At 44.7% G+C, this 15,092-nt stretch carries 16 protein-coding genes and 2 other annotated features (1 of these 18 only partly in view); of the genes, 14 read left to right on the forward strand and 2 right to left on the reverse strand.

Features of this window, described 5'->3' with window-relative positions; translation table 11 throughout:
* Nucleotides 1-123: a sequence feature (ribosomal protein L20 leader region), on the forward strand; it begins 11 nt to the left of the window's first position.
* A 59-nt stretch (nt 124-182) separates the two neighbouring features.
* The 9 genes from infC to leuB all read left to right on the forward strand — a co-directional run bounded on the left by infC (nt 183) and on the right by leuB (nt 8,335).
* Nucleotides 183-716, forward strand: a complete 534-nt coding sequence (gene infC, locus EIZ58_RS07155; RefSeq protein ID WP_205672151.1) for a translation initiation factor IF-3 — start codon at nt 183-185, stop codon at nt 714-716.
* A gap of 28 nt (nt 717-744) precedes the next feature.
* Nucleotides 745-942, forward strand: a complete 198-nt coding sequence (gene rpmI, locus EIZ58_RS07160; RefSeq protein ID WP_134699923.1) for a 50S ribosomal protein L35 — start codon at nt 745-747, stop codon at nt 940-942.
* Between the two features lie 45 nt (nt 943-987).
* Nucleotides 988-1,341, forward strand: a complete 354-nt coding sequence (rplT, locus tag EIZ58_RS07165) for a 50S ribosomal protein L20 (RefSeq protein ID WP_134699924.1) — start codon at nt 988-990, stop codon at nt 1,339-1,341.
* A gap of 174 nt (nt 1,342-1,515) precedes the next feature.
* Nucleotides 1,516-2,211, forward strand: a complete 696-nt coding sequence (locus EIZ58_RS07170) for a phosphoadenylyl-sulfate reductase (RefSeq protein ID WP_134699925.1) — start codon at nt 1,516-1,518, stop codon at nt 2,209-2,211.
* A 7-nt stretch (nt 2,212-2,218) separates the two neighbouring features.
* Nucleotides 2,219-3,370: a sulfate adenylyltransferase gene (gene sat, locus EIZ58_RS07175; RefSeq protein WP_134699926.1), complete on the forward strand. Its 1,152-nt coding sequence runs from the start codon at nt 2,219-2,221 to the stop codon at nt 3,368-3,370.
* 509 nt (nt 3,371-3,879) lie between these two features.
* Complete coding sequence (gene ilvB / locus EIZ58_RS07180) at nt 3,880-5,616, forward strand: biosynthetic-type acetolactate synthase large subunit (protein WP_134699927.1); 1,737 nt, start codon at nt 3,880-3,882, stop codon at nt 5,614-5,616.
* Nucleotides 5,617-6,111, forward strand: coding sequence for an acetolactate synthase small subunit (ilvN, locus tag EIZ58_RS07185; RefSeq protein ID WP_134699928.1), 495 nt, complete (start codon nt 5,617-5,619; stop codon nt 6,109-6,111). It abuts the gene before it with no gap.
* Between the two features lie 73 nt (nt 6,112-6,184).
* Entirely contained in the window at nt 6,185-7,177 is a 993-nt protein-coding gene (ilvC, locus tag EIZ58_RS07190; RefSeq protein ID WP_134699929.1) for a ketol-acid reductoisomerase, read from the forward strand.
* 75 nt (nt 7,178-7,252) lie between these two features.
* Nucleotides 7,253-8,335, forward strand: a complete 1,083-nt coding sequence (leuB, locus tag EIZ58_RS07195) for a 3-isopropylmalate dehydrogenase (RefSeq protein WP_134699930.1) — start codon at nt 7,253-7,255, stop codon at nt 8,333-8,335.
* 60 nt (nt 8,336-8,395) lie between these two features.
* On the opposite strand, the gene EIZ58_RS07200 is transcribed toward leuB, so the two are convergent.
* Nucleotides 8,396-8,776: a sigma-w pathway protein ysdB gene (locus EIZ58_RS07200; protein WP_134699931.1), complete on the reverse strand. Its 381-nt coding sequence runs from the start codon at nt 8,774-8,776 to the stop codon at nt 8,396-8,398.
* A gap of 148 nt (nt 8,777-8,924) precedes the next feature.
* On the opposite strand from EIZ58_RS07200, the gene EIZ58_RS07205 reads away from it, so the two are divergent.
* Together EIZ58_RS07205 and EIZ58_RS07210 are read left to right on the forward strand one after the other, a co-directional pair.
* A complete protein-coding gene (locus tag EIZ58_RS07205; RefSeq protein ID WP_134699932.1) occupies nt 8,925-10,685 on the forward strand; it encodes a B12-binding domain-containing radical SAM protein in 1,761 nt (586 codons plus the stop codon).
* Nucleotides 10,686-10,695: 10 nt separating this feature from the next.
* A complete protein-coding gene (locus tag EIZ58_RS07210; RefSeq protein WP_483296323.1) occupies nt 10,696-11,811 on the forward strand; it encodes a M42 family metallopeptidase in 1,116 nt (371 codons plus the stop codon).
* Nucleotides 11,812-11,857: 46 nt separating this feature from the next.
* Here the strand turns inward: EIZ58_RS07210 and sspI are convergent, their stop codons facing one another.
* Nucleotides 11,858-12,082, reverse strand: a complete 225-nt coding sequence (gene sspI / locus EIZ58_RS07215) for a small acid-soluble spore protein SspI (RefSeq protein WP_134699933.1) — start codon at nt 12,080-12,082, stop codon at nt 11,858-11,860.
* 122 nt (nt 12,083-12,204) lie between these two features.
* Between sspI and EIZ58_RS07220 the strand changes: the two genes are divergently transcribed.
* The 3 genes from EIZ58_RS07220 to pheS all read left to right on the forward strand — a co-directional run bounded on the left by EIZ58_RS07220 (nt 12,205) and on the right by pheS (nt 15,087).
* Complete coding sequence (locus EIZ58_RS07220; RefSeq protein ID WP_134699934.1) at nt 12,205-12,900, forward strand: potassium channel family protein; 696 nt, start codon at nt 12,205-12,207, stop codon at nt 12,898-12,900.
* A 13-nt stretch (nt 12,901-12,913) separates the two neighbouring features.
* Nucleotides 12,914-13,699: a TrmH family RNA methyltransferase gene (locus EIZ58_RS07225; protein ID WP_134699935.1), complete on the forward strand. Its 786-nt coding sequence runs from the start codon at nt 12,914-12,916 to the stop codon at nt 13,697-13,699.
* A gap of 54 nt (nt 13,700-13,753) precedes the next feature.
* Nucleotides 13,754-14,010, forward strand: a binding site (T-box leader).
* A 57-nt stretch (nt 14,011-14,067) separates the two neighbouring features.
* Complete coding sequence (pheS, locus tag EIZ58_RS07230) at nt 14,068-15,087, forward strand: phenylalanine--tRNA ligase subunit alpha (RefSeq protein ID WP_370297661.1); 1,020 nt, start codon at nt 14,068-14,070, stop codon at nt 15,085-15,087.
* Nucleotides 15,088-15,092: the final 5 nt, after the last annotated feature.

The raw sequence follows: 15,092 nt of genomic DNA on the forward strand, positions 1-15,092 counted from the left end.
GAAGCGTCCGCTTCTCACCTGACTCGACGCCCATAAAGGTTGTTGACAGGTCAATTAGTTTAGAGTTCTTTTGTAATGGGAACTTCATGCGGACGCCTATGGTGTCTGCATTTTTTGCTTTCATTTTCCGTTAGCTTGATCTAAGTAATGAGTGATGCAAGTTCGTTTATCTTGCGAAAAAACTGTGGAGGTGGCAGGCAATTAGTAAGGAACATTTAATCAATGAGGCGATACGCGCAAGGGAAGTTCGGGTTGTTGGCGCTAATGGTGAACAGGTAGGCATTATTCCTTTGAGAGATGCTTTGCAAATGGCTCAAGAGGCTAATCTTGATTTGGTTGCAGTGGCGCCGACGGCAAAACCACCAGTATGTCGCATTATGGACTACGGCAAATTCAGATATGAGCAAAGCAAAAAGGACAAGGAAGCACGTAAAAACCAAAAGGTGATCAGCATCAAAGAGGTCCGCTTGTCGCCAACAATTGAAGAACATGACTTTCAAACTAAATTGCGCCATGTTCAGAAGTTTTTGGAACAAGGTGATAAAGTGAAGCTTAGCATTCGTTTCCGTGGACGTGCCATTACTCATTCTGAAATAGGCAGAAATGTTTTAGAAAAGCTGGCCGAGCAGGTGAAAGAGCTTTGCATCGTTGAGCGCACCCCGAAAATGGAAGGGCGCAGCATGCTGATGATCTTAGCACCAAAGGTCGAAAAATAGGTTTATCCGTAGACGGGAGGATACTTCAATGCCAAAGATGAAAACCCACAAGGGAGCTCAAAAACGTTTCAAGAAGACCGGGTCTGGTAAGATCAGACGTCATCATGCTTACACAAGTCACTTGTTGGAGTCTAAGACTTCCAAGCGTAAGCGTAAGCTTCGCAAAGGTGCATTGGTGAGCAAAGGCGACCAAAAACGCATTGAACAAATGTTAACTTATCTTTAATTATTAACGATCGTGTTTATTGTATAGATCTAGGAGGGAAATGTTATGCCAAGAGTTAAAGGTGGTACCGTTACTCGTAAACGTCGCAAAAAGGTTCTTAAATTAGCTAAAGGTTATTTCGGTTCCAAACACCGTTTATTTAAAACCGCAAAAGCTCAAGTAATGAAATCTTTACTTTATGCTTACCGTGACCGTCGTCAGCGTAAGCGTGATTTCCGCAAATTGTGGATTACTCGTATTAATGCAGCTGCGCGCATCAATGGCTTGTCTTACAGCAAGCTTATGCACGGATTAAAAGAAGCTGGTATCGACGTAAACCGTAAGATGCTTGCTGATTTAGCTATCAATGACAAGGCAGCTTTTGCTGAATTGGCTAACGTAGCAAAGCAAAAAGCTTAATATTTCATTAGCTTATTTTTGAAGAAGAGAACGGATCTATTCCGTTCTCTTTTTTTTGTTCATTTCAGAATTGGGCTCGACTATACAAAGATTCAACAAACCAATGGGTATCAACCTATTTGTCCACATGCATAGAATATGTACGAATAAGGCGTATTACTTAGGAGGGCTCTTATGGAAATCCTCGAATTTTCGATGGAAAAAATCAACGACTCCATGAAGCATGAATCCCCACATAAACTTGTGCGGTGGGCGTATGATCAGTTTGGCGGTCAGATGGTTCTGGCTTGTAGCTTTGGCGCGGAAGATGTTGTATTGGTCGACATCCTATGCAAAGTGGTCGACAAACCAAACATTTTTTACCTGGATACAGATAAGCACTTTCAAGAGACGTATGAAACCAGAGATCGCTTGGCGGCCAAATACGGCATTCAGTTTATCGAGATGAAGCCGATGATTACCTTGGAACAGCAAGCAGAAAAATACGGAGAAGAGCTATGGAAAACAGACCCCAATCGGTGCTGTGCCATTCGTAAAGTCGAACCTCTAACGAGAGTGTTAAAAGATTATAAAGCCTGGATTACGGGGATTCGAAGAGAGCAGTCGGTTACGAGGGCCCATGCGCAACAAGTGGAATGGGATGAGAAATTTGAGTTGGTGAAGCTTAATCCTTTGGTTCATTGGACTACGGATGATGTATGGAACTATATCCGCTTGTTTGATGTCCCTTATAACTCTCTTCATGACAAAAACTACCCGAGCATTGGTTGTTCCGTATGTACAAATCCAGTAAGACCAGGCGAAGATCCTAGATCTGGAAGATGGACCGGCTTTGCAAAAACTGAATGTGGATTGCATAAGGGGGACTAGATTATTTATGGATACGATAGCCCCGCATGGCGGTGAACTGGTAAATCGAATTCTTCCAGTGGATGAACGGGACCAACGGAGGGTAGAGGGTCTCCCTCGTATAACTCTCGATTCGTGGGCTCTATCCGACGTACAATGTATTGGGATAGGAGCGATGTCTCCGTTAACAGGGTTTATGAATAAGGAAGATTATGATAGTGTGGTTGAAACGATGCGTCTTGCTAATGGGATCGTTTGGAGTCTGCCGATAACGTTGACGATCAACGAGGAGCAGGCTGAAAAGTTGCATGTAGGGGACGAAATTGCCTTGGAGGATCGGCATGGACAGATCCAAGCGGTAATGAAAATTGAAAGCATGTACCAGCCTGATATTCTTCGTGAAGCTGAAAAAGTATATAAAACGAGCGATGAGGCACATCCAGGAGTAGCTCATCTTTATCGTCGCCCTGGCATTTACGTGGGCGGGCCGATTCGAGTGCTTGAAAGACCTTTAGGGGGAGAATTTGAAAAGTATTACTTTACCCCTCAAGAAACAAGAGAGATCTTTCGAAGCAAGGGTTGGAAGACGGTTGTTGGATTTCAAACCCGAAATCCTGTGCACCGTGCCCATGAATACATCCAAAAGGCTGCAATGGAAGTCGTTGATGGTTTGTTTTTGAATCCACTAGTAGGTGAAACGAAGTCCGATGACATCCCAGCTCATGTCAGGATGGAGAGCTACGAGGTTCTGTTAGAAAATTATTATCCTAAGCATCGCACCTTTCTGGGTGTTTTCCCAGCTGCTATGCGCTACGCAGGGCCCCGTGAAGCGATTTTTCATGCCATGGTAAGGAAAAACTATGGATGTACCCATTTTATCGTAGGAAGGGACCATGCAGGCGTTGGAGACTACTATGGAACCTATGAGGCACAGGAGATTTTTAGCCAATTTACTCCCGAAGAGCTAGGAATATCCTTGATGTTTTTTGAACATAGCTTTTATTGCAGAAAATGCGCTGCGATGGCCTCTTATAAAACATGTCCCCATGATACAGAGGACCACGTCATTCTATCAGGGACCAAAGTAAGGAAAATGCTAAAGGAGGGCATCATGCCTCCTTCTGAGTTCTCAAGAACAGAAGTGGTGCAAGTGTTAATAAATGGACTTCGAAAAGAGTAGGATCGGATGGTTAAGACTACGAAACCCACAGTTTTGTAGTCTTATTTTTTTAGATGTATAAAAGGTAAGAAAATGCAAAACAATAATTCTGAAAATGGTTGACGAATGTCCTTCGTATTACTATAATAACTCCTAACATCATAATTTTGTTTTGAGTTTTTCGATTATACAGGCTTTGAAGAGGACATAGATTAAGGGATTTTTGCTTGTAGAGAGTCCGGGATGGTGGAAGCCGGATAGCACACCTTATTTCTGCTCACCTCTGAGCCGCCTTTCTGAACGATTCGCCTAGTAGGAGAGGACGTTTAGCACGCGTTAAGTGCATGGTGCTATTTTATTGCACCTGCTGAGGCCGTCGTTGTGAGGCGATGGTGAATTTGGGTGGTACGCGGACCTTTTCGCCCCAAGATATGCACGAAACAGTGCAGGGGTGAAAAGGCTTTCTTTTTGTTAGAATGTCATGTCAGCTACAGTTTTCTAAAAATTTTAATTATTTAGGAGGAGAGAACATGAGCAGAGATGTGGCTATGGTTGATGGCCGTCCGGATATTCCCCCCATCGAGCAAGGGGAAGTGATTACAGGTGCAGATGCCTTGTTGAGATGTTTGTTGCTGGAAAACGTCGAGTATGTATTCGGCTATCCAGGCGGTGCTGTATTGCCGATCTATGATTCGCTTTATGGTAGCCATTTGAAACATATATTAACAAGACATGAGCAAGGGGCCATTCATGCAGCCGATGGATACGCCAGATCAACAGGTAAGCCAGGAGTCGTTATTGCAACGTCCGGCCCAGGAGCAACAAACTTAGTTACGGGGATTGCTACAGCATTTATGGATTCCATTCCGATGGTTGTTATAACCGGAAACGTATCTCAGGCTCTTATTGGTACCGATGCGTTTCAAGAAGCTGATATAACAGGTATTACCTTACCGATAACGAAGCACAATTATTTTGTCCGTGATATCGAGGAACTTCCTAGAGTAGTTAAGGAAGCCTTCCATATCGCTACAACAGGTCGTCCTGGTCCTGTACTTATCGACATTCCTAAGGATGTTAATAATGCGTCCGCTCCGTTTTATTATCCGGAGACGGTGAACATCCGGGGCTACAATCCTACGCTGAAGCCGAATAAGATGCAGGTAGACCGATTGATTAAGGCGATATCTGAGGCGAAGAAGCCGGTCATTATGGCTGGTGGTGGGGTTATAGCGGCTGGTGCAGAAAACGAGCTGATCGCTTTTGCCGAGAAAACTCAAATCCCTGTCATCTGTACTTTAATGGGTCTCGGCAGCTTCCCGGGAACTCATCCATTAGCACTTGGTTGGCCTGGAATGCATGGTAACTACCCTTCTAACCAAGCGATCTTGAACTGCGATCTGCTTATTGGAATTGGGAATCGTTTTGACGATCGCATTACCATGGGACGTACGAAGGAATTTGCTCCGAATGCGAAAATCATCCACATTGACGTTGATCCTGCCGAAATTGGCAAAAACGTAGAGACTCTCATTCCGCTTGTAGGCGATGTGAAGCTTGTTCTTGAAGCGGCGTTGCCGAAGGCTGTTGCTGCTGATACAGCAGAATGGCGTGCCCAATTGGATGCGTTGAAAGAGGAGTATCCATTCTCTTATAAGAAGAACGGAAACCTGAAGCCGCAAAGAGTCATCGAAATGATCTATGAGACAACGGAAGGGGAAGCCATTGTCACGACTGACGTGGGCCAGCACCAGATGTGGGCAGCGCAATATTACAAGTTTAGGCATCCTCGTTCCTTTATCTCTTCCGGTGGTCTTGGAACAATGGGATTCGGCTTTCCTTCTGCAATAGGCGCGCAGTTTGCCCATCCGGATCGAGTGGTTGTCTCCATCAATGGAGACGGTGGATTCCAGATGAATCTGCAAGAGCTTGCCATTGTGTCACAGCATAATGTCCCGGTCAAGGTTGTTATTATTAATAACAAGTGTCTCGGAATGGTACGCCAGTGGCAAGAGATCTTCTACGATAACCGCTATAGCCATATCGACTTGTCCCACAGTCCTGACTTTGTCAAGCTTGCTGAAGCGTATGGGGTGAAAGGTCTTCGTGCAGAGACGGAAGAACAAGCACTTCAAGTATGGCAAGAAGCCTTAAGTCATAACGGGCCAGTGGTCGTTGAATTTGTCGTAGAGCCTGAAGAAAACGTATATCCAATGGTTGCTTCCGGTTGTACTTTGGATCAGATGACAATGGGAGATGAGGAGTAGATGCAAAAACATACGATATCCGTACTGGTAAATGATCAGCCAGGTGTTTTAGCTCGAGTAGCCAATATGTTTGGGCGTCGGGGCTTCAATATCGATAGCATTACGGTTGGCAGCTCCGAAGAAAAAGGTCTTTCCCGAATGGTTATTATGACTTCAGGGGATGAGAAGACGCTTGAGCAAGTAATGAAACAGCTTCATAAGCTAATTGATGTTATCAAGGTTCAACATCTAAGTGCTGGTCCTATGGTAGCTAGAGAGATTGTACTTATTAAGGTTGACGCAGGTCCTACCACTCGGATGGAGATTACTGGCATAGTAGAGCCTTTCCGTGCTGCCATTGTGGATGTCGGACCACAGTCTGTGATTGTCCAGGCAACTGGAGATTCTGAAAAGATCGATGCCTTAACGGAACTTCTGCGTCCATATGGCATTCGTGAATTGACAAGAACTGGTCTTACCGCAATGGCAAGAAGTATGGCTGCAGTAAAAGTATAACTTTTGCTTTGTAGACGCACTAATAGATTTGACATATTATCTAACAAAAAACACAAAAATGGAGGAATTAACAATGGCAGTAACAATGTACTATGAAAAGGATGTAAATCGTCAGGTATTAGAAGGAAAAACAATTGCGGTTATCGGTTACGGAAGCCAAGGACACTCTCAAGCTCAAAACTTAAGAGACAGCGGATTTAAGGTCATCATCGGACTTCGCCCAGGACGTTCTTGGAACCAAGCAGAACAAGATGGATTCCAAGTTTTCAATGTAGGAGAAGCAGTTGCTCAAGCTGATCTTGTGCAAATCCTTCTTCCAGACGAAACACAAGGAAAAGTTTATCGTGAAGAGATCCAACCTAACTTGAAAAAAGGCGCAGCCTTGTTCTTCTCCCATGGATTTAACATCCATTTCGGTCAGATCCAACCGCCAGCAGATGTGGACGTAGTAATGGTTGCACCTAAAGGACCTGGACATCTTGTACGTCGCGTATTTGTAGAAGGCTTTGGAGTTCCAGGATTGATTGCAATCGAACAAAACGCTTCTGGAAATGCTCTTGAAATTGGTCTAGCTTATGCTAGCGGCGTAGGTGCTACTCGTGCAGGTGTAATAGAAACTACTTTCCGTGAAGAAACAGAAACCGATTTGTTTGGTGAGCAAGCGGTTCTATGCGGAGGAACGGCTGAGCTTGTTAAGGCTGGATTTGAAACGCTTGTTGAAGCTGGATACAAGCCTGAGATCGCTTATTTTGAGTGCTTGCATGAACTGAAGCTTATCGTTGACTTGATGTATGAAGGCGGACTTGAGTACATGAGATATTCTATCAGCGACACTGCTGAGTTCGGAGATTACAACACAGGTAAGCGAATCGTAAACGAAAATACGAAAGCGGAAATGAAAAAGGTATTGGCTGAAATCCAAGACGGAACCTTTGCTCGCAACTGGATCCTAGAAAACCAATCTAACCGCGCAGCTTTCAGTGCTCGCCGCCGTTTAGAGAGCGAACATCAATTGGAAACAGTAGGTAAGCAACTTCGTGAAATGATGGCTTGGATCAAGAAATAAGAAGACTAGCATTCACAAGGGGAAGCTGGCATTGCTGCCGCTTCCCCTATTAACTTAGAAATGAGGCTGGATACCGTGTCTAGAGAGTATAAAATTGCTGTGCTACCTGGTGATGGAGTCGGTCCAGAGGTTGTGGAACAAGCCATCAAGGTACTGGAAGTTGTTGCAGAACAAGAACAAGTAACCTTTAACTATTCTTATGCGCGCCTTGGGGGTAGTGCGATTGATGAAGATGGAACTCCCCTGCCGGAGGCTACTCTTGAAGTGGCTAAAAATGCAGATGCGGTTTTACTAGGTGCCGTAGGAGGACCTAAATGGGATCAAAATCCGAGTCACCTTCGTCCGGAGACGGGTCTCTTGGGGATTCGCAAGGCCTTAGGGTTATATGCGAATCTTCGTCCGGCTGTGATGGTTGAATGCATGGCTAGTGCTTCTTCTTTAAAAGAAGAAGTAGTTGCAGGTGTGGATATGATGGTCGTTCGTGAGCTGACCGGAGGCATTTATTTCGGAGAGAAGAAGAGATTCCAGGATGAGAACGGCCGAGATGCTGCCATCGATACACTTCTCTATAACGAGGATGAGGTAGAGCGCATAGCTAGAAAGGCTTTCGAAATTGCCCGCAAGCGAAATAATAAGCTTGTTTCTGTCGATAAGGCCAACGTGCTTGAGAGTTCCCGCTTATGGAGAAGTGTAATGGAGCGCGTTGCTAAAGAATATCCAGATGTAGAGCTATCCCATATGCTCGTGGATTCTTGCGCGATGCAGCTCGTTCGCGCGCCGAAGCAGTTCGACGTGATTGTAACGGAAAACATGTTTGGCGATATCCTTAGTGACGAGGCAGCCATGCTTACGGGTTCGATTGGGATGCTGGCATCCGCTAGTTTAAGCGATGGACATTTAGGGCTATATGAACCCGTACATGGTTCGGCTCCAGATATCGCAGGTAAAGGCGTTGCCAACCCTATTGCAACCATCCTTTCTGCTGCTCTTATGCTTCGCTATTCCTTAAATTTAGATGCAGCTGCAGGGCGTATTGAAAATGCCGTTGAGAGCGTACTAAATCAAGGAATTCGTACAGGTGATATTGCAGAAGATAAGGCTGCAGCTGTCGGAACGGTTGAGATGACCCAGCATATTATCAATGCATTGAAGAAGTAGCATAGCCGTATACAAAACCCTCCTTTAGAAATTCATTTCCGAAGGAGGGTTTTCTTTAATTCAATCGTGTAGTAGCTCTTTAATGGGACTTTTCCAAGAAATATCCGCATAGGGGTAGCGAGCCTCAATTACTTGCTTTAGTTCTTGAAAATCTTTTTTCTCAAGTCCGACTAATTTTTGATTGTCTCTAGGCCACACATGGATTTTGATAATTTGAAAGGCTTCTTCCGTCGTCCCCATGTATTTTTCTGCCTCAAACAGCACACCTTTAAAAGCAATAAGCATATTGCGATGGACGACCTTTTTGTCATCCATAATGAGTGTTCGGCCATCCTCTAAGGCTTGGGTCAACTTTCTTTGAGGGTTTACAAAAAACTTAAAGCACCAATAAAGTCCGATTGCCAAGAGAATAAACAATAAAGCACGAAAGATAAGTACCATAGGACCTTCCTCCAGACGAAGTCAATTGTTTAACTACTTATACGTGATTCGAGAAGGTTTGGATTCATTGAATTTCTTTTTCAGATGCGATAATATGAGTTAGCTTGAGGTAAAACAATACTAGTGCGAAAGGGAAGGAGGTTTACTGGTGAACACCGTTATTGCAACGTTAAATGCGAAATATATTCACTCTTCATTAGCCCTTCGCTATTTGAAAGCATACTGTCAAAAGGATTTCCCAATTGAAATGAGGGAATTCACGATTAAAGATACCCCGATGAATATCGTAACCGATATCTTTCTCCATGAGCCAGAGGTGGTGGGGTTCTCTTGCTACATATGGAATATCGAAGAGACGATCATCGTGATAGATATGTTAAAGAAAATAAAACCGGACCTGAAAGTGGTATTAGGCGGGCCGGAGGTTTCCTATGATGTAGAGTATTGGATGGAAAGGCTTTCGACGGTTGATTTTATTGTGGTTGGAGAGGGTGAGGAAACGTTTCATCATCTGCTGCAGGAGTTGGCGGGACAGCAAAAATACCACCTGGTGTTTGGACTAGCTTATCGCAAGGCAGGAGAAACAATCATTAATCCTCCGCGTCCTAAATTGGATCTTAATCAAATCCCTTCTCCCTTTCAAGGGTTTCCAGACCTCCCGGAATTGAAGAATCGAGTGGTCTATTTTGAAACTTCTAGGGGATGTCCATTTTCCTGTAGCTTCTGCTTGTCTTCCATTGAAGTAGGCGTTCGTTATTTTGATATAGAGAGAACAAAGCAGGAGCTCTTATACTTGATTGACAGTGGGGTCAAGCTCATCAAGTTTGTGGACCGTACGTTTAATATTAAACGAGACTACGCATTGGAGATTTTTGAATTTTTAATTCAGAATCATAAGGGAACTGTTTTTCAATTTGAGATTACGGCCGATATTATGCGACCTGAGGTATTGGACTATCTAGCCCAAAACGCGCCTCCTGGCATTTTCCGTTTTGAAATCGGAGTACAGTCCACACGAGATGAAACCAACCTGATCGTGAATCGTAAACAGAATTTTGAGAAGCTCAGTCATACCGTACGTACAATAAAAAAAGCGCAAAACATTGATCAGCATTTGGATTTGATAGCTGGTCTTCCAGAAGAGGATTACCATTCTTTCCGAAAAACCTTTAACGATGTATTTGCGCTGCGTCCAGAGGAGCTTCAATTAGGGTTTTTAAAAATGCTGCGCGGCACTGGAGTTCGTCTGAATGCAGAGAAGTATGGGTATGTTTGGATGGAACATTCTCCTTATGAAATCCTAGGGAACGATGTGTTACCTTTTGCAGACATTGTTCGCATTAAGCGTGTTGAGGACGTATTGGAGAAGTATTGGAATGCTCATCGCATGGACCATACTCTAGAATTTTTATTTGCAAAGGTGTTTGAGACCCCGTTTGATTTCTTCCAACAGTTCGGTGATTATTGGGAAGGAAAAGGATGGCAAAGAATCGGGCATCAGTTAGAGGATTTATTTACGAGATTATATGCTTTTTTAGAGCATAGACATGTAGAGTGCCTGCCAGTCATTAAGGGGTTAATGCAGCTGGATTATTTCCTGACGCAAAAGAACAAGCCTCGAAAAACCTGGTGGACGTTTGACATGGAAAAGCAGGAGCAGCAGCGTCTCATGCGTCTGGTGGCCACTCAACCTCAGTTCCTCGGCCAAGAATTTGAAAGTTTAGGTCTGGATGAAAAAGAGTTGCATAAGCATGCGATTTTGGAGACTCTGCCATTCGACCTAACCTCCTACTTGGAGCGTGGGGAAATAAAGTGTTTGGCATGTTTATTGATTGTATACTATGAGGTTGGCAAAGGTCCGAGGTATTTTTCAAGCCCTTTAGCGAATGTGCAAATAATGGAAATGTAGGCTATAATGGATGAATGGGGCTAACTTGTACTCTAGGAGGGATACGATGGAAGATAAAATGTTAAGTATGTTTAAAGAGTTAACAGAAACTCCTGGCGCTCCTGGTCACGAGGGACCAGTACGGGAAGTCATGAGAAAATACATAACCCCTTACGCAGACGAGGTATATACAGATAATCTAGGGAGCTTAATTGCCAAGCAGGTTGGAAATCAAGAAGGTCCGAAGGTAATGGTAGCCGGTCACTTGGATGAAGTGGCTTTTATGATCACTATGATTACCGACAAAGGCTTCCTGCGCTTTCAGCCGCTAGGCGGCTGGTGGGAGCAAGTCATGTTGGCTCAGCGGGTTACGGTGCTCACTCGAAAAGGCCCTATTGAAGGTATAATCGGTTCGACACCTCCACACATTTTATCTCCTGAGGCTAGGAAGAAGCCGGTAGATAAGAAGAATATGTTCATCGATATTGGAGCTTCTAGCCGAGAAGAAGCGGAAGACTTCGGAGTTCGACCTGGAGATACGGTTGTACCGATATGTCCTTTCAGCGTCATGAAGAATGAAAAACTCATGATGGCCAAGGCATGGGATAATCGAATCGGCTGTGCGATCGCGATTGAGGTCTTGCGTCAGTTAAAAGAAGAGAAACATCCTACGACCGTCTTTGGAGTGGGAACCGTGCAAGAAGAAGTAGGGTTGCGCGGAGCTCAGACATCCGTCAACGCCGTCGGCCCAGATATTGCGTTTGCCGTGGACGTTGGTATTGCGGGAGACACACCGGGAATTAAGAAGGAAGATGCACAGTCTCGACTTGGAGGCGGTCCACAGCTCTTATTGTTTGATGCCTCCATGATCCCGCACCGTGGACTGAGAGACTTCGTCATTGCTACAGCCGATGAGCTAGGCATTCCGTATCAGTTTGATACCGTTGCAGGGGGAGGAACGGATGCAGGACGCTTGCATCTCCATAATAAAGGGGTTCCTTCGATGGTCATTAGTGTGGCGACAAGATATATCCACAGTCATGCGGCTATCTTGCATCGAGATGACTTTGACAATGCGGTGAAGCTGCTGGTCGAAGTAATTAAGCGTTTAGACCGGGCAAAGCTTGAAGAAATAAAGCAGGTGTAGAAAAGAAAAGAGTTCACGGAAGAAGTGAACTCTTTTTTCTTTTCTTTTAGTTTTTCTGTCCAATTCCCTGATGCAGCAGCTGTAGCATTTCCCCTTGCTTGGAAGCATCGGCCTGGTTCCAGAGAACCTCAAATAAGACGCCGAGTCCCGGCAGGGTTTTGTCCTCTTGGCTTTCAATGGCATCGACGATGGTGCTTCTTAACTCTCCAAGGGAAGAGTCAGCGACGTTGGCGATGACTGCTTGCCTTAGATTAACCTGACTGATATTCATGGGATTTAAGCCTCCTTTACTACAAGACTGTGTAGTTACCCACAGTTACTATTTATGATGCTATTGTTTGCGATCCACATCTTTTTCATCCAATGATAGAAACTACAACTAGCTATGTTATAATGTGGGAAACCAATGGTAAGAGGGGAAGGAAGAATATGGCTGCGAAAACCTTTGCAGTGATAGGCATGGGGCGTTTTGGATCTAGTGTAGCCAAAACGCTTTACGAAATGGGCTATGATGTTATGGCTATTGACTCAAACGAAGAAAGAATCCAAGAACATATTCAATACGTCACCTATGCGGTCCAGGCGGACTCTACCGATGAGCATGCTTTGAAGGAGCTTGGAATCCGAAATTTTGATGTCGTAGTTGTAGCCATCGGTGAAGATATACAAGCAAGTATCCTAACGTCTCTTATCCTTAAAGAATTAGGGGTCAAACAAATTGTAGTGAAGGCGCAGAACGAACGGCATGGGAAAGTGCTGTATAAAGTGGGCGCGGATCGCGTTGTTTTTCCTGAGCGTGATATGGGAAGCCGAGTGGCGAATAACCTGGTATCTCCTGGTATTCTTGACTTTATTGAATTGGCAGAAGACTATAGCGTGGCGGAGATTGCAGCCACCGACCGAATGGTGGGTAAAAATCTGATCGAATTGAATATCCGTGCAAAATTTGGAGTAAACGTGATGGCGATCAAAAGCGGACCGGAGATCAATATTGCCCCAAGCGCGGAGGACACCATTAACGATGGAGATATACTCGTAGTTATTGGTCATAATACAGACCTGAAACGGATGGAGGAAAAGACAAAATAGGAGTGAGGAACGGATGCCAGAAACCATCCAATCGGTACAAAACGCCAAGGTGAAAGAATGGGCGAAGCTTAGTACAAAAAAGGGCAGAGAAAAAGAACAAGCTTTCTTAATTGAAGGTGCTCATTTAGTTGAAGAAGCCCTGAAGAGCGGGACGAGCATGCGGGCCATCCTTCTAACAGAAGACTATTCGTTAAATGCAAACTTTCAGCAATTTCTTTCCAATGCGACTACGCCCATCTACTGGATATCCCAAGCTGTCTCTGAGAAGCTGTCAGAAACCGAAACACCGCAAGGGGTTTTTGCTGTCGTAGAGATGAAGCAACATCGGTTGGCAGAGCTAACCCATGGTTCGCCAGTTCTTCTTTTACTTGATGCAGTACAGGATCCTGGTAATTTAGGCACCATGATTCGGACGGCCGATGCTGCGGGAATCGGAGGGGTGATTCTCGGAAGAGGAACCGTAGATGTCTATAATCCCAAAACCGTGCGTTCGACAATGGGTTCGCTTTTTCATCTTCCCGTTGTTCAAGCCGATCTTCTAAGCACCTGTGAGGAGTTAGTGGGACAAGGCTTTCGGCTTATCGCGACGAGTCTAGAAGGAGCTGTGTTCTATGATGAGCCAGTCTATGGTGGACCGATTGCTATCATTATAGGCAATGAAGGCAACGGTGTCTCCGAAGATATCTTAGCACGCTGTCAAACCAAGGTTAAAATCCCTATCTTTGGACAAGCGGAATCCTTGAATGCAGCAACAGCTGCAGGCATTATACTTTATGAGGCTGTACGTCAAAGAAAGTAAGTTGCATGAAGGACGTCAATTGTTTATAATGTATTCTGAAAATCATATGAAGCAATAAAGGCTTCGACGGAGACTAGTAAATAAGCAGACGCTATAGCAGGACGACAATGTACGTCATCCTTAAGGGAGAGAGAGCCTTGACTGAGAGCTCTCTTATAGAAGAACTTATTGAATTCACTCCTGAGCTGTCCCCTGAACTTCTTAGTAGGGGGTACCGGATGATTGTCCGTTAACGATTGTATAAGTGAGAATTAGAGGTATAGTGCCTTCTAATTCTAATAAGGGTGGTACCGCGACCTCTCGTCCCTTACGGATGAGGGGTCTTTTTTATTTTCATGCAAGGAGGAAAGCATGTGCGCGATCAATTAATGGAAGTCAAAGAAAGGGCTCTCGGTGAGCTTCAGCAAGCAGCGAATCTAGCTGAGCTGAACGATCTAAGAGTAAAGTACCTCGGAAAAAAAGGGGAACTTACCGAGATTATGAAAGGAATGGGAAAGCTCTCCGCTGAAGAGCGTCCCCTTCTAGGACAGCTTGCAAATGAGGTTCGAGATGCCATTGGGGCTATTCTGGAAGAGAAGAAGGAAGCGCTGGAAGCGTCCGCGCTAGAAGCACAATTAAGAAGTCAGACGATTGACGTTACCCTTCCAGGAAGAACATTGGCGAAAGGGAATAAGCACCCTTTAACGCAAATTATTGAGCAAATCGAGGATATCTTTATCGGTTTAGGATTTGAGATTGCGGAAGGCCCTGAGCTGGAGACGGATTACTATAATTTTGAAGCTCTCAATTTGCCTAAAGACCACCCGGCTCGGGATATGCAGGATTCCTTCTACGTTACTGAGGATTTACTAATGCGTACGCATACTTCGCCTAACCAAGCTCGAGTGATGGAAGCGAAGCAAGGAGAAGTACCGGTAAAGATTATTTGCCCTGGCCGAGTTTATCGCCGGGATGATGATGATGCCACGCATTCGCACGTGTTCACCCAAATTGAGGGACTTGTCATAGGAAAAGATATCCGGATGAGCGACCTTAAAGGAATTCTGCTCGCTTTTTCCCGTGAAATGTTTGGGGATGACGTTCAGATTCGCTTGCGTCCTAGCTTCTTTCCATTTACGGAACCAAGTGCTGAGGTGGATGTGACCTGCGCGGTGTGTAAAGGAAAAGGCTGTCGCGTATGTAAGGAAACCGGCTGGTTAGAGATCTTGGGATCGGGTATGGTGCATCCTAAGGTTTTGGAGATGTCTGGATACGATTCAGAGAAATATACAGGCTTTGCTTTTGGTATGGGCGTAGAACGGATTGCCATGCTGAAATACGGGATTGAAGATATTCGACACTTCTATAACAACGACATCCGATTTTTAAGACAATTTAATCGTAGGTAGGCGGT

It is taken from the genome of Ammoniphilus sp. YIM 78166 (genome assembly GCF_004522215.1).
GTDB lineage: Bacteria > Bacillota > Bacilli > Aneurinibacillales > RAOX-1 > YIM-78166.